Genomic DNA, 26,989 nt, shown 5'->3' on the forward strand with positions numbered 1-26,989 from the left:
ATGGTCACTGGGAACGGCTTAGTCTTGCTACGCGGGGCGTTACAGGGAGTGGCAAGTAAGAGGCTATTATTTATACATGGTTTTTTAGGCAGCAGCGCTGACTGGCAATCGGTTGTGCCATATTTGCCACCGTCATGGGAAGTGTATGCCATAAATTTGCCGGGGCATGGGCGCACCGCATCCCCTATACCCGATTCCTTTAGTGGTTTTACCGATTATATCCACCGGCAATTGCAACGGTTACCTAATGATGGTGTCCCTCTCGTTTTATTAGGATATTCATTAGGGGCACGCTTATTGATGCATTATGCGACACGGCCTTATGAGAAGGTAGTGCAAATTCAAGCATTAGTACTTGAGGGAGGAAACTTTGGGCTACAACAATTGTCTGAAATAGAGTCTCGTCGAAAAAGTGATAGTGATTGGGTTGAGCGTTTTACCCAGCAAAATCTTAGGCAAGTATTAGAACTTTGGTATCAGCAAGGTGTGTTTGCTTCGCTAAATCAAAGGCATAAAGAGCAATTAGTTGCAGAGCGTATACAAAATGATGGTAAGGCTCTGGCACAGGTGATGTCTGCAACCTCTTTAGCGCGTCAGGCCTATTTACTACCCGCACTTAAACGCTCACCGCAGACGATGTATTATCTTGTCGGTGAGTTGGATGCTAAGTTCCTTCAACTGTATCGTGTGAGCAAGATCACATTTGAAGTGGTTTCTGGGGCTGGGCATAATGCCCATAAAGAACAACCGCAAAAATATGCACAAAAATTGACGCAACTCTTATCGTTTTCTGAGACAGAATCGTTATGATGCACTCCGTTGGTGTTGTCGCCTATGTTAATTAGGAATTAACCATTATGAGGAAAGCAAATTTATACCGTTATCAGTTAGAAATGGATAGTGGTGTTATCTTACGCGAACAAAAACTCACTCAGCGAGAAGGTTGGGTGGTTGAACTCTTTGAGAATGATAGCGTAGGTCGTGGCGAAGTGGCGCCACTGATTGGATTTAGCCATGAAACCATGGATCAGGCGTTTGTTGAAGTCGTGGCGAAACTGAAAAAGTGGATAGCAGGAGAGTCACTTGACTGTCACTCTCAATATCCGTCTGTGGCTTTTGGTTTGTCTATGGCGGAGTTTGAGTTGAAAGGCTTATTAAGCAAAGAAGGTAATTATCAAGCCGCTCCATTGTGTAATGGCGATCCAGATGATTTGATCCCAGCGTTGCATGCCATGCAAGGTGAAAAGGTCGCTAAAATTAAAGTCGGTTTGTATGAACCGGTTCGAGATGGAATGCTGGTCAGTTTGTTTCTTGAGTCCGTGCCTGATTTAAAACTGAGATTAGATGCCAATCGAGCTTGGAATTTAGAGAAAGCTAAGCAGTTTGCAAAAAGAATTAAACCGTCACAACGTTCACGTATTCAATATATAGAAGAGCCGTGCCGTGCTCCGGGGGACAGCCTGACCTTTGCCATTGAAACGGGTATTGCAATTGGCTGGGATGAAACCCTACAAAATGGAGTGATGAACCCAGATTTTGACCTTGAGTTTTTAACGGGTGCTAAGGCGATTGTGATTAAACCTATGCTAGTGGGAAATATAAATCGCTGCATTCAACTCATTGAAAAAGCGCAAGCAGCAGGGTTGATGGCAGTGATCAGCTCAAGTATTGAGTCCAGCTTAGGCTTGTCACAGTTGGCGCGTTTTGCACAGCAATTTACCCCTATGACCACGCCCGGTCTTGATACATTGCAACTGTTTAAAGAGCAACTCCACACCCCTTGGCCAGGAAGCACCTTGCCCGTTAAAAGCTTGAGTTCGCAAACGTTAGTTTGGCAAATGCATGCGGAATAAGCCTTGTTAGAGCTAGCGTCACGTTTTAACCATCAATCGCCACTTTGCTATTGGCATAATGCCACTAACAGCATGGTGGCGGATAAACCGAATGCCATTGCCCTAAAATGTGCTGAGGGAAGTTACTGTTGGAGTGAGTTATTCAATCAAGTAGCTAGCGTACAAAAACAACTGCTTAGCCAAGGTATTAACGCTGGCGATGTGCTGATGCTTATAACTGCACACAGTTCATTGCACAGTTTACTTGTCTATCTAGCCGCATTAGAAGAAGGGATAGTGGTTGCCTTTATCCCTCCTTTATCTCATTCAGAGTTATTGAAAAGGCAGGGGATTTTACAAAGCGCTGCTTGTTATACTTGCCCTTCTCTTGACCCCTCTTATACCACACAGCTACACAGCATTGAGATTGACTTTACGCTGCCGGTGTCGACATTGCTACCAGCGACTTCCTATACAAGGTTTTTTACCCATATAGCTAGCCTCATATTCACTTCAGGTTCTACGGGCGAGCCTAAGGCGGTAGCACACAGCGCCTCTAACCATTTAGCGTCCGCTATAGGGTTGCAAAAAGGGTTCAAATTTGGCCATGATAGCCATTGGCTTTTGTCATTACCTTTGTTTCATGTCTCGGGTTTGGCTATCGTATGGCGTTGGTTACTCAGTGGCTGTTGTTTGAGTTTAAAGCAAGGTAAGAGCTTAAACTTGCAAGGGATCAGCCATACTTCTATGGTGCCCACCCAGTTATTGAGAGTATTGCAAACCGAGCAAGCCCCCCGTTTAACGTTAGAACGAGTATTACTTGGTGGCGCAATAATACCACAGCAACTGGCCCATTTAGCTCAAGCTCGTGGTATAGATACATGGGCCGGTTATGGGCTCACAGAAATGGCCTCCACAGTCAGTGCTAAACGAGTGAACGAACTAGACAGTGCGGGTAGCGCGTTAGAGTATCGACAGATCAAACTGCAACAACAGCACATCTTTGTTCGGGGGGATACCCTTGCTCTTGGATATTGGAAGCAGGGCAAAGTACAGCCTTTAACTTTAAGTGATGGTTGGTTTGATACCAAAGATCTTGGCCGCTGGCAAAATGATGAGTTAGTCATTATTGGCCGAGCTGACAACCAGTTTATCTCTGGTGGTGAAAATATTCATTGCGAAGAAATAGAGCGGGTTTTACTCGAACACTCACAAGTAGAGCAAGCCTTTATTGTGCCTATCCCAGATGAGACTTTTGGCCACCGCCCAGTGGCATTACTCACCCTTAGTGACAACACACTTTCCCTGAAATTACAGGTGCAACTACAGCATCTGAGTTTATCCAAGCTGCAAAAATTCAAATGTCCTATCGCTTATTACCAAATTCCTGAGCATTTATTAAATAAAGGGATAAAAATTTCTCGAGCTCAGTTGCACTCTTGGCTGTCTCAGAAAATGCTTCAGCAGCAGGATTAATCGGTCGTATCACCACATATCATTGGCGCTATCATTTAGCGAATGACCGTTGAGTGGTCGATAGTGTTTCGGCGAATGGTAAATCATTTTGTTATGACTTAGAGCAAAAGGTGATTTTTTAAACGAGCTAATTACAAGCATACTTCAATTCTAGTGATACCCATCCTAATAAGTAAACGGCCGTTAAGGCGAATTATTTATTACCATGGGTATGAAGCATAACTGAGTTGGTAAGCACTAACTCAATGAGTGGATGGAATGGATTATGTATACTCTTTGGGCGTTTGTCGCAATAAGCCTACCGGTGGCGATATTAAATAATGGATTATTGGGCTCAATAGCAGCAGCATTAGGTTTTACTTTATTGCTGACGATCACCTTTAAAAACAGCCAAACAGCCACGAAGAAAAGCAGCCAAAGAATGCTCTTGCGTATCAAGCCAAGCTATTATGACAAAGTGCTATAAGTGATTGCGTTGCCGTTCGTGCTATTGCCACTACACGCTTAATGTAACAGCCAAAGCAAAGTGCCGACAGAGATGGATAGCCACAGACCAATGCCAAATAGCAGCGGTTTTACCCCAGCTTCTTTTACCTGCTCGAGAGAAATAGCCGAACCAATTAAGAACAAGCAAGCTACTAAGGTTTGTTTAGCTACTGAAAATGTCATTTGATATATATCACTAAACTGTGGAAGCAAATCGCTTATCACCACAGCGCCAATGTATAAGAAGATAAAGGTTGGCACTTTGAGCTTATGGTTGGCTTTACCAAAATACCAAGCACTGCCCAGAGTGACAGGAATAATCCAAAGTGCACGGGCCAATTTAAGTGTCGTTGCCGTACGCAATGCTTCCTCGCCATAGGCACTAGCGGCCCCAACCACCGATGAGGTGTCATGAATGGCGATGGCGGCCCAGACGCCAAAAGTGTGTTGATCAAGGTGGAGTGCATGACCAATTACAGGGAACACAAACAGAGCCACTGAGTTGAGAATAAATACAGTAGCCAGCGCTAACCCTGTTTGGTTGGCGTTAGCATTGATAGCAGGAGAGACGGCCGCAATGGCGCTACCACCACAAATCGCAGTACCACTAGAAATGAGATAACCGGTTTTTTTATCGATCCCTAATTTGATGGCAATCCAAGTACCGATGAATAAAGTCACGAAAATAGTGGTCATAATAAGACCAATACCACTGGAAGTCGCTTTGAGCGCTTCGGAGAGTGAGATACCAAAGCCGAGACCAATGATAGAATAACTGAGTAACTTTTTAGTCCACTTTGCAATAGGTAACCCGCTAGGCACAAGGCCGAGCTGAGATAAAATCAAACCTAACATGAGCGCCGAGGGGGACTTTAATAGCGGTGTAAAACAAAGGACTAACACGATTAAAAATGGTATATGTTTCTTGGTGAGATGTTGCATACATTGACTGCCCTTTGAGTTAAGGCGCAATAATAACTATGTTATTTTTAGAAGGCTAAATATTTGCGATCTTAAGGCATTATTGTTCTATTAAAATAGGCAATATTCCATAAGGTAATAAAAAATAGTGTGATATAGCCCTAGATTGCAATAAAGTGTAACAACTCAATGGGAAAACTCAGTTCAACTTTGATTCCCTAGTAGGTACTATTGAATGGAATCTTAGAAATTAAAGAGAGATTATGAAACGTATTTTTTCGATCATGGCAGTATTGCTAGTATCAGTATCAATGACATTTTCGCCAGTGACTGAAGCTAAGCGATTTGGCGGTGGCAAATCATTTGGTAAAAGTTTTAAAACTGCGCCAGCACCTAAAGCGCATCATACCAACACTAATTCAATTAACAAAGGCACGCAGAATAACTCTAGAAGAGGTGGCATGCTAGGTGGATTGATGGGGGGACTACTTGCAGGGGGCCTTTTGGCTGCGTTCTTTGGTGGCGCGTTTGAGGGTATCCAGTTTATGGATATTCTTATCATAGGTTTGATTGCCTTTTTTGCCTTTAAGTTTTTACGTGGCATGCTGGCATCAAAAGCGGGCAGCATGAATCAGCAACGCCCTGCCTATAGTGCATCTCAAGGGAATGTTTCTCAAGGTGGGGCAAATGATGTTCCGCCATATAATACTCAGTTTAGACAGCAAGCTGACTCGCAGCCATTTTCTCAGTCCAATGGTGCAGGTTTTGGTAGCGCTGCTCAATCTGATGTTCCGCATAACTACCCACCGGGTTTTGATCATGCTGGATTTATTAATGGTTCGAGAGAGCACTACCGTATTTTGCAAGGCGCTTGGAACCATAATGAGCTTGAAACGATTCGTGAATACGTTTCTGCAAGTTTGTTTGAAGACCTCAAAAAAGAACGCGCTTCGCTACAAGGTGAACAACATACCGACGTTATGTTTGTTGACGCTGAAATTGTACGTGCCGACGTTGATGCAAGCAAAGCACAACTAAGCCTACAATTTACCGGTCGCTACCGCGATACAGTGGAAAATGTAGAAGAAGAGATCAATGACATTTGGCATCTTGAGCGTGATTTAACTCAACCGAATGCGCCATGGTTGATTATTGGTATTCAAGTGTAAGGTTTATATTACCTAATACATTAAGGCCAGGACTTTTGTTCTGGCCTTTTTTATTTTTGGTGCACATACGCCATTACTCTTTGTTTTTACACTTTCGGCACTTATGCATTTTTGCTGCGCTACTTCTGATCACTTACTTAGTGTGATTAATGGTATTATTTAGACAGAGGCCCCACATGGAGTGCAGTTAATGGAGGGGCAATCATTGTTGCTCCTACGTGGTTGCTAGCGGTCAGTTGCTTACTGATGGTCATGTCTGTTTCATCGGGCCCTAATAATAATATAAAGTTAGTACTTGGCATTGGTTGGTTTATGCTATAAACCCCTTGTGTTTCTGTAGGTTGTTCTTTTGGATTTAGCTCACGCCATTGCAGTGGAGCAAAGGTACGGTTAGCGCCAAAATCTACAGGCATATTATCGTTGTGGATGATATTTCCAATCCAATTGAAACTTTTTTCGTGAATGGGTTCAGGCTTAGTACAAGGCATATCCCCGCGTTTTAAATATTTTTCTGTGACTAATTGTTTGGCGTTTATAACTAGGTTATTGGCTACTATCCAATGCTCCGGTGGATAGACAACATATTCTTTATTTTTATCAACGTACTGGCGTTTAATATCAGATATTTTCTGGTATTTATTTAAGCATTTTTTAGACCAGAAAAATAATGATTTACTATCAATAATCGTATTAGAGGCAATCATGTTTTTAGTGGATAACCTATATGCCGTTTCTTGAATAGTATAAGCGTTACTATCATTATGATTTTCCCACCACTTCAGTCGTTGTTCACGATTAATATAAGGAACATCTCGATCTCCCCAATATGTTTCAACAAAGCTCTTGGTTAAACCGTAAGCATAATTGTTAAATACCTTGTTGTAATAACCGTGTACGCGCACAGCCCCCGTTGATTTTGATGTATAATTTAGAAAATAATTACCATAAACCTTATTGTAATCGCCACCGCGAATAGATACGGTTCCTTGGTTATTGATAAAGGTATTATATCGAATCGTATTTTGATGGCTTTTAATACCAATGAGTTCCCATTCAGAGTCTAAGTTTTTAAATAGGTTATATTCTACAATAGCATCCATATCCCAGCGGTGACCATGTTTTCCGTGCAAGTAGATAGATTCGCCACCATTGCCACCAATATTTGCGCGGTCATGAAAGTAATTATGATCGATATTAATTAATCGACTTGGGTTACCAACAAAAATATAATTACCAGGTCCTATTGTTCCTTTAAATTCAGAGTGATCTATACGGATATGAGTAGAGGCTTTTATATTGATCCATTTAGATTTTTCATTACTTTTAATATCGAGATTTAGACGACTTATACGGATATACTCAGAGTCTTTAATGAATATAGGGTGGTTGTTTTTATTGGTAATAGTGTTAATACTAAAACCTTCAAAGGTGATCCAAGAGGTTTTATTAAAGAGGATATCACCTTTTTCAATGATAGCTTTGCCACTGTTTTTCGCTTTTATCACTATAGGTTTGCATTGATTACCTTTTACACGGATGTCTAACTTTTTATTAAACGTGTAATGACCATCATCGACGATAATTTGTGTGCCCGGTTTGGCTTGCTCTATGGCTGTTACGATCTCATCACTGCGATTGGCATGTACAGTTTTAATTGGGGTTTTGCTGCAGTCCCACCATCCTGATGAGTGTGTATTATTTAATGGTTGTGGTGTATTAACAGATACTTCTTTAGATAATGCGGGTAAAATATACGCCACTTGTGTCACTGCAATTAATATAACAATTAATAATTTCATCTATCATACCTAATACATTTTTATGATTTAAAATTACACACAATATTGTTTTTGTCGAATTTATTTAATATATCACAGCGGAAATAAAACTTATTTAGGCCCGAATTCAACTCCGAAGTGCGACATTCTTAATATTCAAGTAGCCTCCATCATTTCTCTAAAAATGACAGCAGGTTGCTTGAACCCTAAACACTTTTTTGGACGATAATTAATTCGTTGTTGCGCCCTTTCAATATCATCATCACTAACCGTTCTTAGATCTGTTCCTTTCTTTACGTACTGTCTCAACAGGCCGTTAGCATTTTCATTCGCTCCTCGTTCACAAGAGCTGTAAGGGTGTGCGAAGTACACGTCGGTTTCTAATGCCCGTGCTATTTCTTCATGACCTGCAAACTCACGACCATTATCTGCGGTAATAGTATGAACGAACGCTTTATAAGGCATCAGCATTGCTATGGTTGCGTTAGTCACGTCTTTTGCTGACTTAGAGGGCACTTTCTGTGTCAGATAAAAACGCGTTTGACGCTCTAAGAGAGTGACAATTGCCCCCGTTCCATGCTTGCCTAAGACCGTATCAATTTCCCAGTCACCAAAGCGTTCACGACTATCAACAATGTCAGGCCTTTCATCTATTGAAACTGCGTTTTTGATTGCAGGTGCTTTCTCTGTCTTGCCCCGTCGATACCGCTTATGGCCTTGGCGCAAGTGCTTAAATAGCTTTCCACCTTGTCGCTTATTACGAGCGACGAATCGGTAAATCCACTCATGGCTCACTTTAGCCCCTGCGCGGGTTAAGACATTAGATATTTGCTCTGGACTCCAATCGATAGACAACAGAACCTCAATAAAATCTATACGCGATTGAGGTACTTGATACTTACGGGCTTGCCGTCGTTTTTCTATTGATTGATGATGTGCTTTGTCTGGCCGATATTGTTCTTTCTTGCTACATCGTTTCAGCTCTCGATAAACGGTTGAGCGATGGCATTTAACTGTCTTAGCAATTTCAGATATTGAAATTCCCCGTTCCAAAAGGGCAGAAATTTGATATCTTCTTCCCTCGGTCAACTGCTGATAATTCATAGTAGTTCTGCTTGTTTCTTTGGCGAGAAGAGCGTACCACTTTCGGCAGTTGGCTTCTTCTTCTATGCCTTTCCATGAATGTCGCAGTTATTATCTGAAATCGGGGGTATATGTCTATTCAGTGTTGCTACTGGTACGCCCTAGGGCGAACGCATGAGTGAACACTTATCGAACCATCATGTACATCATCTCTACAAGACGTCGTGAAATCATCCTTGATGGTTTCACTGTGCTAGATCTTTGTTTTCACACTATTGATTCACTTTCAATGACAGGTGTTTTTTCGTCTAGTAATTGATAAATAACGAAAAGCACAACATTAGAAACCATTAATCCGAATTTTTTGCGAGCACGTATACTCAAAGGCTTAAACTATGACTGGACACATCTTGAGATCGTTGACTAGTCTTACATTCTCAAACATGAGGGATATAAAACTTATGGGCATTATTTTATTTTTGTTGATCGGTGCTGTTGCTGGATGGTTAGCAGGAAACTTTATGAAAGGCGGCGGCTTCGGTGTGGTTGGTAATATCATTGTCGGAGTTTTAGGTGCGGTACTTGGCGGATTTGTCTTTAATCTTTTAGGTCTATCCGCAGGTGGCCTGGTGGGTTCTCTTGTAATGTCTACCGTTGGCGCAGTATTACTTCTGTATATCGTTGGCGTAATAAAGAGACTTTAATCGCTCTTTATCTATCGAGATAAGGGAGTAATTCACGTACCATACGGCCATTATTCCCAATGCATTAAGCGATAATAAAAAGCCATGACCACTATTCCTATCAAGCAAGAGTCTGAACCTGAGGTGAGCTGTAGTACTTGTCGCGCAAGTTGTTGCCGTTTAGAGGTGATGATCATTAGTGATACTGGCGTCCCACAAGAGCACATTGCCACGGATAAATGGGGCGGGGAAACTATGCTTCGTTTAGAGGACGGTTGGTGTTCTGCAGTCGATAGAGACACGAAACTGTGTACTATCTACGAGAATCGTCCGTGGATCTGTCGCGAATTTGAGATGGGATCTTACGAGTGCCGTAATGAGTGGGAATCTCGAAATTAGTTTATTAAACTAGAATCATCAGCTAGAGCTTTGATGATTCGTTGAATATAAAAAAGGGTCGGTATATACCGACCCTTTTGCTATTTTATGAACTCAGTTATTTCTGCACAGCAGAGATTATTGTTGAGTTGCTTGAATTGCTGTTAGAGCAACAGTGTAAACGATATCGTCTACTAGTGCGCCACGAGACAAGTCATTTACCGGTTTGCGCATGCCTTGTAGCATTGGACCGATAGAGACTAGGTCTGCTGAACGCTGTACCGCTTTGTAAGTTGTGTTACCAGTGTTTAGGTCTGGGAATACAAATACAGTTGCTTTACCTGCTACAGGAGAGTTAGGCGCTTTAGAAGCCGCTACGTTTTCCATGATTGCAGCATCGTACTGTAGAGGACCGTCGATCACGAGATCAGGACGTTTCTCTTGAGCAAGTTTGGTTGCTTCACGTACTTTATCTACGTCTGCACCTTTACCTGACTCACCAGTAGAGTAAGAGATCATAGCAACGCGTGGGTCGATACCAAATGCCGCTGCAGAGTCAGCAGATTGGATAGCGATTTCAGCCAGTTGCTCAGCTGTTGGATCAGGGTTGATTGCACAGTCACCGTATACCAATACTTGATCAGGCAGAAGCATGAAGAAGATTGAAGAAACGATAGACGCATCAGGTGCTGTCTTGATGATTTGGAACGGAGGTACGATAGTGTTTGCTGTCGTGTGAACGGCACCAGAAACAAGACCGTCTACTTCGCCATTCTCAAGCATCATTGTGCCTAGGAATACTGAATCTTGAAGTTTCTCACGAGCAACAACTTCAGTCATGCCTTTCTTAGAGCGAAGCTCTACAAGACGTGCAACGTAGTTTTCACGAACTGCATCAGAGTCAATGATTTCAACGCCAGCACCTAGCTCAACACCTTGTTGTGCTGCAACACGACGGATTTCTTCTGGGTTACCAAGAAGAACACAGTTCGCGATACCGCGCTCAGCACAGATAGCCGCAGCTTTAACTGTACGTGGCTCATCACCTTCAGGAAGAACGATACGTTTGTTAGCACGACGAGCAAATTCAGTTAGTTGGTAACGGAATGCTGGTGGGCTTAGACGACGAGAAGCAACAACACCTTCAGTTAGTGTGTCGATCCAAGGACCATCAATGTGGCTTGCAACGTGTTCGTTAACGAATTCGATACGCTCTTTATCGTCTGCAGGCACTTCAACGCTGAAGCTTTGAAGATTCAAAGAAGTCTGCCAAGTGTTACCTTGTGCTTTAAAGATTGGAAGACCAGCTTCAAATGCAGGCTTACATAGTTCGCGAATTTGTTCTGGGATGTCGTAACCGCCAGTAAGCAGTACAGCACCAATTTCAACGCCGTTCATTGCTGCAAGAGCTGCTGCTACGATTACGTCAGGACGGTCAGCTGAAGTCACTAGAAGTGAACCAGGCTTGAAGTGCTCAATCATATTTGGAAGAGAGCGTGCACAGAAAGTGATGCTCTTAATACGACGGCTAGCGATGTCACCTTCGTTGATGATGTCAGCGTTTAGGTGTTTAGCCATGTCAATCGCACGAGTTGCGATTAGCTCAACGCTCCAAGGCACACAACCTAGTACGCGTACTGGGCTAGTGTTGATAACTTCCATTGCTTGGATGTTTGCTTGTTGAGCTGCATCTGAATCGTCAAAGATTTCAGATAGGTCAGGACGTGTACGGCCTGCTTCATCTACTGGAGCGTTAAGTTTGTTGATGATAACGCCAGAGATGTTTTTGTTTTTCTTGCCACCGAAGTTTGAAACAGCAACTTCGATACGCTCTTTAAGTTGAGAAGGGTTGTAAGTGCCAGGAGTAGCAACAAACACGATCTCAGCGCCAAGAGTTTTAGCGATTTCTTCGTTCACTTGGTTAGCGAACGGGTGTTTACGAGTTGGAACTAGACCTTCAATTAAAGTCACGTCTGCATCGTTAATTTGGTTGAAACGCTCAACAATAGTTTCTAGCAATACATCCATTTGCTCATTACGGATAAGTGCTTGCGCTTCATCCATAGGAGTTGGAGTGCCAATTTTGATATCGTTGTTTGATTCAAGAATGGTAGACGTTAGATCGGGTTGGCTGCCACCTGTACGTGGTTGAGCGATAGGTTTGTAAAACGAAACGTTTACACCTTTACGCTCCATAGCGCGAATAACACCCATGCTAACACTAGTAAGACCAACACCGGCGCTAATTGGGACAAGCATAATGGTACGAGACATAGTCTGAAGACCTCGAAATGTGTAAAAAAAAGTCTCAGCTGGGGGAACAGCTGAACCAAAAGTAAACAGGTGAGGAAAACCTCACCTGTTTAGGATATTAAAGACCAGCTAAGCGAGCTGTGTCTTCTGCGATAACTAACTCTTCATTTGTAGAGATAACCATGGCAGGAATGCGGCTGTCAGCAGCAGTGATAGTACCTTCGCCACCGAAGCGAGCTTTAAGGTTTGCTTCACCGTCTACTTCAATACCAAATACGCCAAGACGGTTTAGTACCATCTCACGAATTGGAGCAGAGTTTTCACCGATACCACCAGTGAATACGATAGCGTCTAGACGACCTTCTAGTGTTGCTGTGTAACCTGCAACGTATTTCGCTAGACGGTGACAGAATACGTTCATCGCACGAGTTGCTTCTTCTTTTTTGCCGTAGTTTTCTTCAACAAAACGACAGTCAGAGCTCACTTCAGTTAGACCTTGTAGGCCAGACTCTTTCGTTAGCATAGTGTTGATTTGATCAACAGTGTAACCAAGAGAATCGTGTAGATGGAAGATGATCGCAGGATCGATATCACCACAACGAGTACCCATTACTAGGCCTTCAAGTGGAGTAAGACCCATAGACGTATCTACACATTTACCGTTTTTAATGGCACAAACTGAAGCACCGTTACCTAGGTGACAGTTGATGATGTTAAGTTCATCAGCAGGTTTGCCTAGTTGCTCAGCAGTTTCGCGAGCGATAAATAGGTGAGAAGTACCGTGCATGCCGTAACGACGGATGCTGTGCTCTTTATAAAGGTTGTATGGAAGAGCGTATAGGTACGCTTCTTCAGGCATAGTTTGGTGGAATGCAGTATCAAATACCGCAGACATTGGTAGAGTAGGGAACGCTTTTTGCGCCGCTTTAATACCAATGATAGCCGCTGGGTTGTGTAGAGGTGCAAGTGCTGCACACTCTTCGATACCCGCTACAACAGCATCATCAATAAGAACAGACTCAGTGAATTTTTCACCGCCGTGTACCACACGATGGCCAACAGCACCAAGTTGTTCTGATAGTTCAGGTCGAGAAGCTAGGATAGTGTCTACTATAAAAGTTAGCGCTTCATCGTGTGCCGCACCATTACCTAGAGCCGCTTCGTGTTTGCCATCTAGCTTCCACTTGATGCGAGCCTCTGGAAGGTGTAGACATTCAGCAAGACCAGTAAGGTGCTCGTCACCGTTGTCTGCGTCAACGATAGCGAACTTAAGAGAAGAACTACCGCAGTTTAAAACTAAAACTAGCTTTGACATGTTTGTTTCCTGTATTTCATCTGATTGTTCAGAAAGAATGAATTTAGTCTTTATGAGTACCCACAGCTCGATATTGAACCGTTACTCAGTTTGTAGTTGCAACAATTTCCCTTTGTTGACTGTATATACCTTTCATCAGGATACGTTTTCAATCCTTGCTAACACGCCTCACTGTCGCCTAATATGTAGTTAACAGCGAAGCATTGATAAGACGCTGACAAGGATAGCGATAATAGGCAAATATAACAAAAAAAATTGAAACTTCTTTATCTTTTATCAATTTTTTGTGTTTATTTTTTAAATTTTAAAATATTTTTTAGCGGTTTAAGCATGGTTGAAAAAACAGGTATGTTCCACAGGTTGAGAGAGGGTCAGATGTATATGGATCTGTGGCCTATGCGAAAAGAGCTGTCACCTATGTTTCCAGAGCATAGAGTGATTAAAGCCACTCGGTTTGGTATCAGAGTCATGCCTGCGGTTGCGGCAATCAGCGTGCTAACTCAGCTGACATTTCAAAATGGCAATAGCTTACCTCAAGCCATTGTGGTGGCTTTGTTTGCTATTAGTCTGCCTTTGCAAGGATTTTGGTGGCTAGGTACGCGTTCAAATACTTTGTTACCGCCGGCTTTAGCAAGTTGGTATCGTGACATACACCAAAAAATTATTGAATCCGGTATTTCTCTTGAGCCTCTTAAAGCTAAGCCTAGGTATAAAGAGCTAGCTCAGTTATTGAACCGTGCATTCAGACAGCTGGATAAAACGGTATTAGAGCGCTGGTTCTAGTTGGCAGCCATTCCCTTAATATGTTCAACGCAATAGCGGATTATTGTGTTGAATGATCCCTACCTTGCATGACATTTTTCTTTTGACTACCACTTTATACCAATCGTACTAAATAACTGGTCATTCTAGCTTGTTAAAATACTCGATAACTGCGTTAGAATTTTTGATTGTAGAATAACTACTTATCGAAAAATTCTGCCTTGTTTTCGAGCATTTTTCCTGCGCTATTTCTGAACACTTACTTAGTGTGATTGGTATTATTGTGACATTTCATTAACATCTCATTAAATATGAGATCTCTATCATATTATTCACTTTTGTTTTCTGCGTCTAAAGGGTAATAATGGATTGTTGGGCTGAGGACTGCGCCCAATATGATGTTTATTTTGGCCTAAATAATGGGCAAGACACTGTCATAGAAACGGATATCAAACTCAGCTTGTTTGCTGAATCAAGGAGTGAAAATGAAAACAACTAACCTTATTATGAGTGCTTGTATTTTAAGTGCCGCTGTTTTATCCAGCGCCAATGTGCTGGCTAAAACAGCCAAAGTGGCCGTATCACAGATAGTTGAGCACCCCGCTCTAGATGCCACACGTCAAGGTTTGCTAGATGGCTTAAAAGCCAAAGGATATAGCGAAGGGGAGAACTTGCAGTTTGATTATAAAACGGCCCAAGGTAACCCTGCGATTGCGGTACAAATAGCCCGTCAATTTGTGGGTGATAATCCTGATGTGCTGGTGGGTATAGCCACTCCTACAGCGCAGGCATTGGTATCAGCAACTCGCACTATTCCTGTGGTATTTACCGCTGTCACCGATCCGGTTGGCGCAAAATTAATTTCTCAACTAGAAAAGCCGGGTAAAAATGTCACCGGTCTATCTGATCTTTCTCCAGTGGCGCAACATGTGGATTTGATAAAAGAAATCCTGCCACAGGCAAAGACGATTGGCGTGGTGTATAACCCAGGAGAAGCCAACGCAGTGAGTTTGGTTGAGATCCTTAAAGCGACCGCCAAAGAGAAAGGGTTGACGGTAGTTGAGTCCACGGCACTAAAAAGTGCGGATGTATTATCTGCAACTCAAGCTATAGTGGCAAAATCGGATGTGATTTACGCCCCCACAGACAATACGGTAGCCAGTGCTATTGAAGGCATGATAGTGGCGGCTAACCAAGCGAAGAAACCGGTATTTGGCGGAGCGACCTCTTATGTTGAAAAAGGGGCGATTGCTAGCCTAGGTTTTGATTACTACCAAATTGGCGTGCAAACGGCGGACTATGTGGCCGCGATTCTGGATGGGCAAGCTCCCGGTTCACTGGATGTGAAAGTAGCCCAAGGCTCTGATTTGGCCATTAGCCAAACGGCCGCTAAAAAACTAGGTATCGCTATCCCTCAATCCGTTGTGGCTCGAGCTACCGAAATTAAATAAGCCTATAGTTCCTCTTATACAAGAGGAGCGATGTCACTTTGTGGATCTTTAGGTAGCAGAGGAGTATGTATGTCTGCTTTCGCGTTTTTTGGGGCTTTAGAGCTGGGCTTGGTATACGGTCTGGTTGCTTTAGGTGTCTATCTTACTTTCCGCGTGCTGGATTTTCCCGATCTTAGTGTGGATGGCTCTTTTCCTATGGGAGCGGCGGTGGCTGCCACCGCTATTGTCGCCGGCGTTAATCCGTGGTTGGCAACGGCTATGGCGATGATTGCAGGGGGCGTCACTGGATGGGTGACGGCGTTTCTCGCGGTGCGCTGTGGCATTTTGCATTTATTGGCTTCGATTTTAACTATGATTGCCGCTTTTTCTATCAACATTCGTATCATGGGTCGGCCCAATGTTGCTTTGCTAGGGGAAACCACTATTTTGACCCCTTTTGAAAGCCTAGGAGACCCAATGCTGATTCGTCCTTTGTTGGTGGGGCTATTGGTGTTGATCGTGGCGTTATTGTGCATTCGTTTATTGAACAGTGATTTTGGTCTTGGGCTGCGCGCCACAGGAGTGAATGCCAGAATGGTGCGAGCGCAAGGGGGGAGTACCTCTTTTTATACCTATTTTGGATTGGCTTTATCCAATGCTCTGGTTGGATTTGCTGGCGCATTATTTGCGCAAACCAACAGCTTTGCCGATGTCACCTCTGGGGTGGGCACTATCGTAGTGGGCTTAGCTGCGGTGATCTTGGGACAAACCTTGATACCGGGACGTAAAATCTGGGTGGCGGTGGTGGCGGTCATCGTGGGTTCCGTGTTGTATCGATTAGCGGTCGCTTTTGCATTAAGTTCCGGCATGTTTGGTTTGCAGGCGTCGGATCTCAATCTGGTTACTGCCGTTTTGGTGGCAGTGGCTTTGATCGCCCCCAAAATGAAAGCAAAATATAAAGCCAAGCAGCAACTGCTGCAGGCACGTAGCAGTAAGGAAGTCGCATGATAGAGCTCAACGATATTCAGGTTACCTTTAACCCCGGAACCATCTTAGAAAATCGTGCGTTACGCAGTGTTGATCTTGTGGTTCCTGAACATGAGTTTCTTACGGTTATTGGTTCTAATGGTGCGGGTAAATCCACTTTACTGGGTGCAGTCACTGGCGAAACACCTATGATTGACGGCAGTGTGATTATTGATGACATTGATGTAACACGTCGCACGGTAGATCAAAGAGCAAGCCTTTGTGCTCGTGTGTTCCAAGACCCTTTAGCGGGCACTTGTGGTGAACTCACCATCGAGGAAAATATGGCCTTGGCATATCGCCGAGGGCACCGCCGTGGTTGGAGCCTATCATTATCTAATAAGCGTCGGAAACTGTTTCAAGATCGTATCGCGATACTAGGTTTAGGCTTAGAGGATAGGCTAGGGGACAGCATCGGATTGCTCTCTGGAGGACAACGACAAGCGGTTAGCCTGATAATGGCAACACTTTCTGATAGTAAATTATTATTGTTGGATGAGCACACTGCCGCACTGGACCCAAGAATGGCGTCTTTTGTGATTGATTTAACTAAAAAAGTCATCACGGAATTTAACCTGACAGCCATGATGGTTACCCATTCAATGAAAGATGCACTGGCCTGTGGCGACCGCACGGTTATGCTCCATCAAGGCAAAATTGTATTGGATGTCGCCGGTGAGCAACGGGCGAATATGCAAGTGCCCGACCTATTAGAGATGTTCAGCAAAGTGCGTGGTGAAGAACTTAGCGATGATGGTTTGTTACTGAGTTAGGGGCGAGAGACACTTTGTGGTATTTCTTGTTTAAGTTGAGCGTGATGTCTTTACTTCTAAGTTAAAGACATCACGTTTTTATTGGCTGTGGCAACAACGGATGATGATTTAGGCTTGAGCTAATAATTCACTGTGATAACGATGAATATGTTCAACAATAGGTTCTGCGGTATTAAATCGGCGAATATTGTGGAATAGCTCTTTTGCTTCTGGGTATTGCTGACGTAAGTAAGAGAACCATTGTTTGACTCGGTTTGGGTAATATAAGCCTTTATCGCCTTTCATTTCATATTCGGAATATCGTAATAATAAGGCAACCACATCACTCCAAGGCATAACGGCTTGATTGTGTTTTACGACATTGCCTAAGTTAGGGACATTAAAGGTTCCTCGGCACACCATAAGGGAATCAATGCCTGTTGTGTTAAGGCAGCGTTGACCGTCTTCATAATTCCAGATCTCACCATTAGCAATCAATGGCATTGTGGTGTGCTGGCGGATCTTAGCTAAATAATCCCAGCGAATTTGATCCGCTTTATAGCCACCCATTTTTGTTCTGGCATGAATGGCTAACTCATTAGCCCCAGCACTTTCTACTGCATCCACTATCTCAAAGCAATCTTCAGGGTTTTCCCAGCCAAGGCGAATTTTAGCGGTCACAGGGATATGACTAGGCACGGCCGCTCGGCAAGCATTGATGATTTGATACATCAAATCAGGCTCTTTCAATAATACCGCACCCCCTTTGCTTTTGTTGACTAAGCGGGCAGGGCAACCAAAGTTAAGATCAATGCCCGCCGCACCTAGTTGATAGGCTTTGTGAGCATTTTCTGCCATCCATTGTGGGTGTTGACCGAGCAATTGAAGGTGTACAGGCGTACCTGACTTAGTTTTTGAGCCTTGCAGCAGTTCAGGGCAAAGTTTGTAGAACGAACGATCAGGCAATACTTGGTCACTGACGCGCACAAACTCGGTAACGCATAGATCAAAATCATTGATATCAGTAAGGATTTCTCGCATTAAATGATCGAGAACACCCTCCATAGGGCCAAGAACGAGACGCATGTTATTCTACCTTTGTGTACAGGAGGCGGGATTTTAGTGGGTTTTGGGTAAAATGTCACCGATAAATATCCGTGGCAGATCCTAGTGTAGAAGCGAACGCGCTTTTCACTCATACTAGATAGCTATTATATGTGCAGATGTGGATGAGTGGATATTATGAGTCATTTAATTACCCTACCTAAAGGTGAGCAAGAAAGTTCCTACTTTTGGGAAGGGGCCATATTAGCGGCTAACCTAACGGTGAAACCTTTAGAGCCGGAATTATGGGCCGAGGATCTATGCAGCGGTGCGTTTGAGGTGGCAAAGCCCAATATTATTGAGCATATCAATGGCCAATACGGCAAGCTCAAAGCCAATCAGTATTCGGTTCTTGAGTTAACCCATAACGATAGCGAACATTTAGCTGATGTAGCGGAAGGCTTTTTGGCCATTTGGCCAGCGGTTGAGCAAGAGTGGCAATCCCTAGATATTGCCGATGGTACGGCAAGAATGTTATCCGCATTATTAACCACTTGGTCTTTATTGGTTGATGAACAGCAAACCCATCAACAAATGCAACAAGCAGGCTATGAGCAACTGCCACAAATTAGCGATTTACAACCGCAACTTGATTTAATGATTAATGAAGTGGCGCAAGCGGCGGATGAGCTTATGCTGGGCAATAAAAGCCAGACGTTGAACCCGTTTAAAGAGGTGGGACGAAACGATCTATGTCCTTGCGGTAGTGGAAAGAAATTTAAAAAATGCTGTGCTGCTTAGTTTGTAAGTGATGAGTTTTTACAAGACTGGCCAAACGATTAAAAAGAGGAGCAGATACGATCTGCTCCTCTTTTTACGTACTTAATATTAACCAGCAATCATTGCTGCTATAGGTAAACTGAAATTAGCCCGCTGTTGGCTTTTGTAAGCCCTTCAATTGCAGCAAAGTGAAAAGAGAGGCAACAACAAGGCTGGCAGAGAAAATAATCACTAGCCACTGTGGCATGGAAAGATTGAGGAAGCTCCATACAATCTCACTACAAACACCAGTGGGGTGGAACATCCAAGGTACCCATTGATCCAGTGGTGCCCAACTTGGAAATTGAACAAAGATGTCACAGGTGTTAAACGGCGAAGGATGCAGTTGGTAGCCAACATGTTCAAGTGCAAGTTGCAGCCCTTTAGCACTGGCGGCTATCCAGCCAATTAAGCCAATACTGCGAAAAACAGGGTTGCTAGGTTGGCATAAGCCAATACCAGCTGCGGCGATAATCCCCATCATAGCCACTCGTTCATAAATGCACATAACGCAGGGTGCTAGCAGCATAACATGCTGAAAGAACAGAGCGCACAGTTCAAATGCCACAATAGTGAGAAGCAGTAACAGCCAAGATAAGCGTGAGCGAGAAAATTGATATAAGTTTTCGAGCATGACATTAAGTCCTTTTATGCACAAAAAAGCCAATACAACAGTTATACCAGTGGTAAATAATGGGTCATGTGGGGAGTAAAAACACCGAATAACAGGGTTTTTACTACGCTATAGATAACCATTAACCTACTATGATTGGTATTCATTATACTGGCTGATAATAGTCACTCCTTTTTACCTTTTTATTAAGGGCAAATCAATAGAGTGTTACTTGGCTTAGTGACCTAAAGCAGAACTTGCCGCACCTATTGCCTGCATCGGTGGATCGGTTATCCAACCGAGGTCATAAAAGGCGGCTGTCATAGGGTCTAATAAGAACATGATCCCAAACATCCCCACCAGTGCCAAAACAATGGTGTATGGGAAAGCCATAATCACCATTCGTCCATAAGAGAGACGAATTAGTGGCGCAAGTGTTGAGGTGAGTAGGAATAAGAAGGCCGCTTGACCATTAGGCGTAGCAACAGAGGGTAGGTTGGTTCCGGTATTGATGGCAACGGCAAGTAAATCAAACTGTTCGCGATTGATCACACCGTGCAACAGAGCCTCTTTAACTTCATTAATGTACACTGTCCCCACAAACACGTTATCTGACACCATAGAAAGGACGCCATTAGCAATGTAAAACAGCACTAATTGTGTGCTTTGATCTTCCACAGCCAATACAGCATCAATAATAGGTGCGAATAAATCTTGTTTAATAATAACGGCAACAATCACAAAGAAGACAGCAAGAAGCGCAGTAAAAGGCAGTGCTTCTTCAAATGCTTTGCCTAAGGCGTGCTCTTCAATAATCCCAGTAAATGCGGTGGCAAGAATGATCACCGACAGGCCCACAAGCCCTACAGCCGCAACGTGAAAGGCTAGACCAAAAATCAGCCAAACTGCAATGGCACCTTGCACCCAAAGTTTGGCCACATCTTGTTTCGTGCGACGTTTTTTTTCTTCTTGGTTGTAATTCACTAATATTTGACGCACCTGAGGTGGCAATTCAGAACCATAGCCAAAGATTTTTAGTTTTTCGATAACAATGGTGGTTAACAAACCCATTGCCAATACGGGCAAGGTTATGGGTAGCATGCGTAAAATAAATTCACCAAACAACCAACCCGCCTGATCGGCAATAATGAGGTTTTGTGGCTCGCCTACCATGGTCATTACACCACCAAGGGCGGTACCAACGCCAGCATGCATAAGTAGTGAGCGTAAAAACGCGCGGTACTCATCAAGATCATCACGAGTGAGTTCAGTAAGGTGACCATCTTGAGTGTGGTCATGCTGACTGTTGTGGCCTTTCCCTGATACCACTTTGTGATAAATGGCGTAGAAACCAATAGACACACTAATGACAACGGCAATAACAGTCAGAGCATCAAGAAAAGCAGAAAGAAAAGCGGACGCGGCGCAAAATGCGACCGATAACATGGCTTTAGAGCGAATCCCTAGCAATATCTTAGTAAAGATAAGTAGCAATAACTGCTTCATAAAATAAATACCGGCCACCATAAAGATCAATAGCAACAGTACTTCTATATTTGCGACCAGCTCATGCTTAACCATTTCAGGGGTTGTCATGCCAATGGCGATGGCCTCAATGGCGAGCAGTCCGCCGGGTTGTAATGGATAACATTTTAGCGCCATGGCTAAGGTAAAAATGAATTCAACAACCAGTAACCAACCGGCGGCAAAGGGGTCAACATGGAAATAGACGAAAGGGTTAATAATTAAAAAGCCAATAATGGCGAGTTTGTACCAGTCTGGAGCCTTGCCAAGAAAATTCTTGATAAAGGCGTTTCCTAGACTCAAGGGCATAATGCTTCTCTCTATAAGTAATGTAAATCGGGTTAGGTCGCTATTTGACCGCTCCTGCAATAACCGGATTCAATTAGTAGGTAAACTTAAGATTTGCAGTGAGATAAGTTCATATATTGGTGGGCAGCGAGATGTAATATCTCGTAACACTAATATTATTGACGCAAATTTACTCTAATAGCTTTGTTAGTCAAATTATTAATGTGATCTAACTCTCAATACGAGTGAAAACAAATTAGGGGAAAGTGGCTGTTTTAACCGCTGTTTTGTAAGTGCTTGGTTGTGTTGGTAAAAATTCAGTGTGTTAGTCGTACTCTAGGGTTTGATTGTGTTGAATTTTTAGGGGTTATTTGTGATGTTTTACTGATTTTGTAATTAAGTGTCACTTGCATAATCGGTTTTGTTTCATTTTGTTTTGTTGTTGCTATGAAACATAGGCTTGCTTTTTTGATTTTTTATTCACTTATATTGTTTGTATTTATTGGTGAGCCTTTGATCCTATTGACTACAAGTGTCGGACTTATTTTTGTAATCGTAAATTAGGTGGTATGATGAGTTATATTTGAATTAATTTTTGACTTGGAACTGCCAATCTATGGTTATTAAGGCGAAAAGCCCTGCAGGCTTTGCAGAAAAGTACATTATCGAAAGCATTTGGAACGGACGTTTTGCGCCTGGTTCTATTTTACCTGCGGAACGTGAACTTTCTGAGTTGATTGGGGTAACAAGAACCACGTTGAGAGAGGTGCTACAGCGCCTTGCTCGTGACGGTTGGTTGACGATTCAACATGGCAAACCCACTAAAGTAAATCAATTTATGGAAACTTCAGGTTTGCATATTTTGGATACTTTAATGACTCTGGATGCGGATAATGCTACGAGCATCGTAGAGGATCTGTTGGCGGCGAGAACGAGTATCAGCCCAATCTTCATGCGCTATGCGTTTAAGGTGAATAAAGAGCAGTCTGAGGCTACATTAAAGCGTGTCATTGAGTCTTGTGAGGCGTTAATGGCTGCAGATTCCTTTGCTAGCTTTATGGATACTTTCCCATACTCAGATAAAATTGCGCAGAATGTGAAAGAAGACAATGAGAAAGACGAGTTGAAACGTGATGCAATCATGATTGCCAAGACGTTTAACTATTATGATTACATGTTGTTTCAGCACTTAGCTTTCCACTCGGGTAATCAAATTTACGGTTTGATTTTTAACGGTATTAAAAAACTGTACGATCGTGTGGGAGCTTTCTACTTTTCAAGCCCGAAATCACGTGACTTAGCCTTGCGCTTTTATAAAGATCTTCTGGCTATATGTGAAGACGGAAATCGCGAACGTATTCCTGCGGTTGTACGTCAATATGGCATTGAAAGTGGTCAATACTGGAACGAAATGAAAGTCAGTCTACCGACTAACTTTACAGAAGATGACAGCTAAAATAACGCGTCAGTATTGATGATTTGACCCTGCCTTAGCGCAGGGTTTTTTGTCTGTCACGCCTCTTAGTACACGGCTGTTCACTATTTTTAATGGCAACATTATCTCACCTCCCTTTACACAGTGATAATAGTCAATAATATCTTTGTGGTGGATGTGCGACTAAACTATAAAAGCACGTATCAGTTAAAGGATGGTGTTCTAATGAAAAGTACAATGAGCTTAGTCTTGTCCATTATCGTGTTCTCCCCCGTCGTTTTAGCCCAACAAAATGTTGATACGACGAAAGTTAACTCCACTTCAGTGTTGATGGCGGAAAACAAAAGTGGGTCAAGCACAGAGAGAAAGGTGGTTCCGTCAACATCCATTAAAAAGGATGACATGATGAACCCAATGCAGAGTACTACTGACTCACCTATGTTAGATAAGGCGGATAAAGAGCCTCGTAAACGGATTCATCACAAACGTAGCTAATTTGCCGGTGAGCTTATAACTGCTTCTTTCTAGAGGCAGTTTCCCTGAGTCGCTTTTTACTATAAATACCCCTTCACTTGCACACCAATAAGCACAATCAAAAACTAATATATATGCATTGCTGCCATGCCCATCTATCAGAATTAATCAGTGAATGACTTATACCAACCGTACTAAAAAACGGGTCATTCTAGCGTGTTAAAATACGCGATAACTGCGTTAGAGTATTTGATTGTAGAATAACGACTTATCGAAAAATCCTGCCTTGTTTTCGAGCATTATTCCTGCGCTATTTCTGAACACTTACTTAGTGTGATAGGTATTAAAAGTCTTAAACTGATGTCGGTTGTTCGATGTTATGTGAAAGATTTACTTATCCGGTAAGGTCTATTTATAGCAATCACAGTAAGTGAGCATAGGGTTTCTTTTGCAAAAAGTAGTCGAGTTAAGCCTAGGTTAGGAGGATCCGTTACTTACTTTGATGGCAGGTATCTGCCTCATAAAGGGTCATGTTTTGGCCGATGAACGGAATGGATAATGGAGGCGAGAGTGAACCTTTTTGAGGTGGATACCGTAAACAATCGTTAGTCCCTAATTGAAAATGATAGCAAATTCTGTGTCAGCATAGGTCGTTGATATCATCAAAGTAGTACAAAGTAAGGGACGCTCGTAATGTTAACTTTGTTTAATGAGGGCGTGAAAATGAAATATATTTCTGGATTATTAGTGGCTTGTATTGCGCTGTTTGCACCTGTGGTTTTAGCGCAAGTAGATTCAACTACTGGCTTTATGGGTTCTTCTGCGATAGTGGTGGCGGAAAATCGCAGTGGCGACAGCACTGATAGAGTGAGGAAGGGTTGGCATTCAGATAGGCAAAGCCAACCTAGCATGACAGATAGCATGAAAAAACACAGCCAACATGACAATGGCATGAAACAACATAAATTCATTAACCATAAACGGGCTTAATCCTCACGGATAATGATACCAATCGTACTAAATAACGGGTCATTCTAGCTTGTTAACATACACGATAACTGCGTTAGAATTTTTGATTGTAGAATAACGACTTATGGAAAAATTCTGCCTTGTTTTCGAGCATTTTTCCTGCGCTATTTCTGAACACTTACTTAGTGTGATTGGTATAACCCATTGACCTGCACAGAGAGTGAAAGGTGTCTTTGTTGTTTCAACCTAGCTGGTTTGTTGATTGCTTTCGAGCAATAAAGCTTCAAAGGCTTCTTTAGATAACGGACGGCTATAGTAATACCCTTGTGCAAATTCACAGTTATGGGTTTGCAGATAGTTTTTATCCCAAGCGGTTTCAACGCCTTCAGCAACTACTTTCAGGCCGAGCGCTTTTGCCATAGCAATAATGGCATTAACGAGTTCTTGAGACGACGGGGTACTTTCCATATCTTGTAAGAATGATCGGTCTATTTTCAGTTTACTGAATGGAAATTTCTGTAAATAGCTCAATGCTGAATACCCAGTACCAAAATCATCAATAGAGAAATGGATGCCAATTTTCTTGATGTCTTCTAATAAGCGATTGGTCTCACTGTTATTGCTAACCAACAAACTTTCAGTAATTTCAATGTCGAGCAAACTTGGATCGAGCCCTGATGACTGCAGAGCGGTTAACACATTCTGCATAACGGTGTCTTGCTGTCTAAATTGAGCCGAAGAGAAATTGACGGCAATAGATAACGGTTGAATGCTTTGCCACTGCTGTATTTGATGACAGGCCGTATGTAAGGCAATTTCACCGACTTTATGAATAAGTCCATTTTTTTCGGCTATAGGGATAAACTCATTGGGTGACACAAATCCTAACTTATCATCATTCCAGCGCATTAGAGCTTCAGCGCCTGCTATTTTTTCACTGTTTAAGTCGATGATCGGTTGGTAATAGACTTCTAGCTTACCTTGGTTGATGGCTTGGCGTAGCCTTGCATCAATATCAAGGTTACGTTGAACATTGACGTTCATATTCGGTTCATAGAAGCTAAACCCATTACGGCCTTCTTTTTTGACCCGATACATAGCAATATCAGCGTGTGCCATGAGATCTTCAGCTGTTTGACCATCTTGAGGGTAAATGGACATACCGATACTGGAAGAGACAAAGAACTCACTTTTATCGAGCAAGAAGGGGTCTTCAAAGGTAACGAGTAGTTTTGATGCTAGAGATTGTGCTTCTTCTATTGAAGATAACTCTGGAATTACTAATAAGAACTCATCGCCACCAATACGAGCCACCACATCGGTTTTACGCACCGAGTCACGCAGACGTTGCGCTGTCTGTTTTAATAGTTGATCCCCAGCTAAGTGACCTAATGTATCGTTAATTTGTTTGAAGTTATCAAGGTCAATAAAAATGACTAAGACATTTTTATTGCTTCTTTGCGCTTGTAACAAAGCGTGCCTTAACTTCTCATCACCTGACTTCCTATTTGAAAGTCGAGTTAACGCATCATGGGTAGCTTGATAGGCTAATTCCAGTTCATACATTTTTCGTCGATCAATTTCGGTTTTAAGGCGATTGTTTTGACGGGTTAATGCCGATTGTTGCTTGTGTGTTTCTTTAATCTTGGTAGTAAGAACAAGATTGGTGTTATTGATACGCAGCGAGTAGTACAGCCCAAAGATAACCGGTAAAGCTAAAAAGGATAAACCTGCGGTAAACCATGTCGAGGTAATGATTTGGCTTTCGGATACAGGCTCAAACCAAGCATGCAGCCTAAAAGGGGTATTTTTAACTTCTCGGCTAAAATATAAAGTATTTTTTTGGTTTGCGTTTAGGTGATCTTTCTTTGATTCAAAGGTATTCCAAATGGGCAGTATGGCTTGGTTGGCAACGAGATCAAGTTGACTGCTGCTGTTGAGGTACTCTTGAGAGGTCAATAAGTGAATCAAAACGTCTCTTTTTACGTAGCCTACGACGACACCGACTAATTCGCCATTAAAGTACACATTTTGTAGCATTCTAATGAGCATGTGGTCGTGTTTAAATTGAATATCAATTTTGCTATCCACATGACGCATTTCATCAAATGGAATACTGCTAACATCAAAAGGCTGTTTACGATGAGAATCTGAAATGACATTCGATTTAAAGCCGACAATCAGCATTCGATCAAATAGGGCGACCTTATTATGGGTTGATTTGGTTAAACTTATGAGATTGTGATTGAGTTGCAGTAGGCTAGAGCCTAATCCATATTTCATGGACATCCCCGATGCGAGGTTAGCAAAAAACGTGTAAGTCGTTTTATGTTTTGCGACCCCTTGGACGTCATAACGCGTCTCAGCTAAAAAATAGCTAAGGGATTCAGCATATGTTTGCACCTTTAGGTTGAGTTCATTAATTTGAGACTCTTTTAGGCGATCTTGTCCTGCCTGGGTGACAATAATCATTAATAAT

The 26,989-nt window shown here is 42.6% G+C and carries 24 protein-coding genes; 15 read left to right on the forward strand and 9 right to left on the reverse strand.

Annotated elements, in window-relative coordinates:
• The 4 genes from menH (at position 1) to OCU56_RS03545 (ending at position 3,774) form a co-directional block, all read left to right on the forward strand.
• Positions 1-810 carry a 2-succinyl-6-hydroxy-2,4-cyclohexadiene-1-carboxylate synthase gene (gene menH, locus OCU56_RS03530; protein WP_261874176.1) on the forward strand — a complete coding sequence of 270 codons (810 nt, stop codon included), beginning with the start codon at positions 1-3 and terminating at the stop codon, positions 808-810.
• 47 nt (positions 811-857) lie between these two features.
• Positions 858-1,853 carry an o-succinylbenzoate synthase gene (gene menC, locus OCU56_RS03535; protein ID WP_261874177.1) on the forward strand — a complete coding sequence of 332 codons (996 nt, stop codon included), beginning with the start codon at positions 858-860 and terminating at the stop codon, positions 1,851-1,853.
• Between the two features lie 3 nt (positions 1,854-1,856).
• Positions 1,857-3,308 (forward strand): o-succinylbenzoate--CoA ligase, encoded by a 1,452-nt coding sequence (gene menE, locus OCU56_RS03540; RefSeq protein WP_261874178.1) that lies wholly within the window; start codon positions 1,857-1,859, stop codon positions 3,306-3,308.
• Positions 3,309-3,573: 265 nt separating this feature from the next.
• Positions 3,574-3,774: a hypothetical protein gene (locus OCU56_RS03545; protein WP_261874179.1), complete on the forward strand. Its 201-nt coding sequence runs from the start codon at positions 3,574-3,576 to the stop codon at positions 3,772-3,774.
• A 38-nt stretch (positions 3,775-3,812) separates the two neighbouring features.
• Here the strand turns inward: OCU56_RS03545 and OCU56_RS03550 are convergent, their stop codons facing one another.
• A complete protein-coding gene (locus OCU56_RS03550) occupies positions 3,813-4,736 on the reverse strand; it encodes a YeiH family protein (protein WP_261874180.1) in 924 nt (307 codons plus the stop codon).
• 242 nt (positions 4,737-4,978) lie between these two features.
• Between OCU56_RS03550 and OCU56_RS03555 the strand changes: the two genes are divergently transcribed.
• The gene (locus OCU56_RS03555; protein WP_261874181.1) at positions 4,979-5,884 is read left to right on the forward strand and encodes a Tim44 domain-containing protein; all 906 of its coding nucleotides are present in this window, start codon (positions 4,979-4,981) and stop codon (positions 5,882-5,884) included.
• Between the two features lie 155 nt (positions 5,885-6,039).
• On the opposite strand, the gene OCU56_RS03560 is transcribed toward OCU56_RS03555, so the two are convergent.
• Positions 6,040-7,683, reverse strand: a complete 1,644-nt coding sequence (locus OCU56_RS03560; protein ID WP_261874182.1) for a chondroitinase-B domain-containing protein — start codon at positions 7,681-7,683, stop codon at positions 6,040-6,042.
• Between the two features lie 135 nt (positions 7,684-7,818).
• Positions 7,819-8,766, reverse strand: coding sequence for an IS30 family transposase (locus OCU56_RS03565; RefSeq protein WP_261872596.1), 948 nt, complete (start codon positions 8,764-8,766; stop codon positions 7,819-7,821).
• A gap of 440 nt (positions 8,767-9,206) precedes the next feature.
• On the opposite strand from OCU56_RS03565, the gene OCU56_RS03570 reads away from it, so the two are divergent.
• Both OCU56_RS03570 and OCU56_RS03575 read left to right on the forward strand, forming a co-directional pair.
• Positions 9,207-9,449 (forward strand): GlsB/YeaQ/YmgE family stress response membrane protein, encoded by a 243-nt coding sequence (locus OCU56_RS03570; RefSeq protein WP_261874183.1) that lies wholly within the window; start codon positions 9,207-9,209, stop codon positions 9,447-9,449.
• A gap of 84 nt (positions 9,450-9,533) precedes the next feature.
• A complete protein-coding gene (locus OCU56_RS03575) occupies positions 9,534-9,827 on the forward strand; it encodes a YkgJ family cysteine cluster protein (protein WP_261874184.1) in 294 nt (97 codons plus the stop codon).
• A 117-nt stretch (positions 9,828-9,944) separates the two neighbouring features.
• On the opposite strand, the gene pta is transcribed toward OCU56_RS03575, so the two are convergent.
• Together pta and OCU56_RS03585 are read right to left on the reverse strand one after the other, a co-directional pair.
• Positions 9,945-12,080 carry a phosphate acetyltransferase gene (gene pta, locus OCU56_RS03580; protein WP_261874185.1) on the reverse strand — a complete coding sequence of 712 codons (2,136 nt, stop codon included), beginning with the start codon at positions 12,078-12,080 and terminating at the stop codon, positions 9,945-9,947.
• A gap of 97 nt (positions 12,081-12,177) precedes the next feature.
• Positions 12,178-13,374 (reverse strand): acetate kinase, encoded by a 1,197-nt coding sequence (locus OCU56_RS03585; protein ID WP_261874186.1) that lies wholly within the window; start codon positions 13,372-13,374, stop codon positions 12,178-12,180.
• Between the two features lie 330 nt (positions 13,375-13,704).
• Between OCU56_RS03585 and yfbV the strand changes: the two genes are divergently transcribed.
• From yfbV to OCU56_RS03605, 4 genes are all read left to right on the forward strand, one after another.
• Positions 13,705-14,157 carry a terminus macrodomain insulation protein YfbV gene (gene yfbV / locus OCU56_RS03590; protein WP_261874187.1) on the forward strand — a complete coding sequence of 151 codons (453 nt, stop codon included), beginning with the start codon at positions 13,705-13,707 and terminating at the stop codon, positions 14,155-14,157.
• A 464-nt stretch (positions 14,158-14,621) separates the two neighbouring features.
• A complete protein-coding gene (locus OCU56_RS03595) occupies positions 14,622-15,587 on the forward strand; it encodes an ABC transporter substrate-binding protein (protein ID WP_261874188.1) in 966 nt (321 codons plus the stop codon).
• A gap of 69 nt (positions 15,588-15,656) precedes the next feature.
• Positions 15,657-16,574: an ABC transporter permease gene (locus tag OCU56_RS03600; protein ID WP_261874189.1), complete on the forward strand. Its 918-nt coding sequence runs from the start codon at positions 15,657-15,659 to the stop codon at positions 16,572-16,574.
• Entirely contained in the window at positions 16,571-17,365 is a 795-nt protein-coding gene (locus OCU56_RS03605; RefSeq protein ID WP_261874190.1) for an ABC transporter ATP-binding protein, read from the forward strand. The genes OCU56_RS03600 and OCU56_RS03605 overlap by 4 nt, the downstream gene beginning before the upstream one ends.
• 108 nt (positions 17,366-17,473) lie before the next feature.
• On the opposite strand, the gene dusC is transcribed toward OCU56_RS03605, so the two are convergent.
• Positions 17,474-18,430 (reverse strand): tRNA dihydrouridine(16) synthase DusC, encoded by a 957-nt coding sequence (dusC, locus tag OCU56_RS03610; protein WP_261874191.1) that lies wholly within the window; start codon positions 18,428-18,430, stop codon positions 17,474-17,476.
• Between the two features lie 156 nt (positions 18,431-18,586).
• Here dusC and OCU56_RS03615 point away from each other — a divergent pair, with 156 nt between their 5' ends.
• The gene (locus OCU56_RS03615; protein ID WP_261874192.1) at positions 18,587-19,189 is read left to right on the forward strand and encodes a YecA/YgfB family protein; all 603 of its coding nucleotides are present in this window, start codon (positions 18,587-18,589) and stop codon (positions 19,187-19,189) included.
• A gap of 124 nt (positions 19,190-19,313) precedes the next feature.
• Here OCU56_RS03615 and dsbB read toward each other — a convergent pair whose 3' ends face one another.
• Both dsbB and nhaB read right to left on the reverse strand, forming a co-directional pair.
• Complete coding sequence (gene dsbB, locus OCU56_RS03620) at positions 19,314-19,841, reverse strand: disulfide bond formation protein DsbB (protein WP_261874193.1); 528 nt, start codon at positions 19,839-19,841, stop codon at positions 19,314-19,316.
• A gap of 216 nt (positions 19,842-20,057) precedes the next feature.
• Complete coding sequence (nhaB, locus tag OCU56_RS03625; protein WP_261874194.1) at positions 20,058-21,653, reverse strand: Na(+)/H(+) antiporter NhaB; 1,596 nt, start codon at positions 21,651-21,653, stop codon at positions 20,058-20,060.
• Positions 21,654-22,248: 595 nt separating this feature from the next.
• Between nhaB and fadR the strand changes: the two genes are divergently transcribed.
• The 3 genes from fadR to OCU56_RS03640 all read left to right on the forward strand — a co-directional run bounded on the left by fadR (position 22,249) and on the right by OCU56_RS03640 (position 24,531).
• Positions 22,249-23,088 (forward strand): fatty acid metabolism transcriptional regulator FadR, encoded by an 840-nt coding sequence (fadR, locus tag OCU56_RS03630; protein WP_261874195.1) that lies wholly within the window; start codon positions 22,249-22,251, stop codon positions 23,086-23,088.
• A 204-nt stretch (positions 23,089-23,292) separates the two neighbouring features.
• Positions 23,293-23,562, forward strand: a complete 270-nt coding sequence (locus OCU56_RS03635) for a hypothetical protein (RefSeq protein WP_261874196.1) — start codon at positions 23,293-23,295, stop codon at positions 23,560-23,562.
• A 702-nt stretch (positions 23,563-24,264) separates the two neighbouring features.
• Positions 24,265-24,531 (forward strand): hypothetical protein, encoded by a 267-nt coding sequence (locus tag OCU56_RS03640; protein ID WP_261874197.1) that lies wholly within the window; start codon positions 24,265-24,267, stop codon positions 24,529-24,531.
• 225 nt (positions 24,532-24,756) lie between these two features.
• Here the strand turns inward: OCU56_RS03640 and OCU56_RS03645 are convergent, their stop codons facing one another.
• Entirely contained in the window at positions 24,757-26,982 is a 2,226-nt protein-coding gene (locus OCU56_RS03645) for a putative bifunctional diguanylate cyclase/phosphodiesterase (protein WP_261874198.1), read from the reverse strand.
• Positions 26,983-26,989 lie beyond the last annotated feature (7 nt).

This window comes from Vibrio rarus (assembly GCF_024347075.1).
GTDB classification, from domain to species: Bacteria; Pseudomonadota; Gammaproteobacteria; order Enterobacterales; family Vibrionaceae; genus Vibrio; species Vibrio rarus.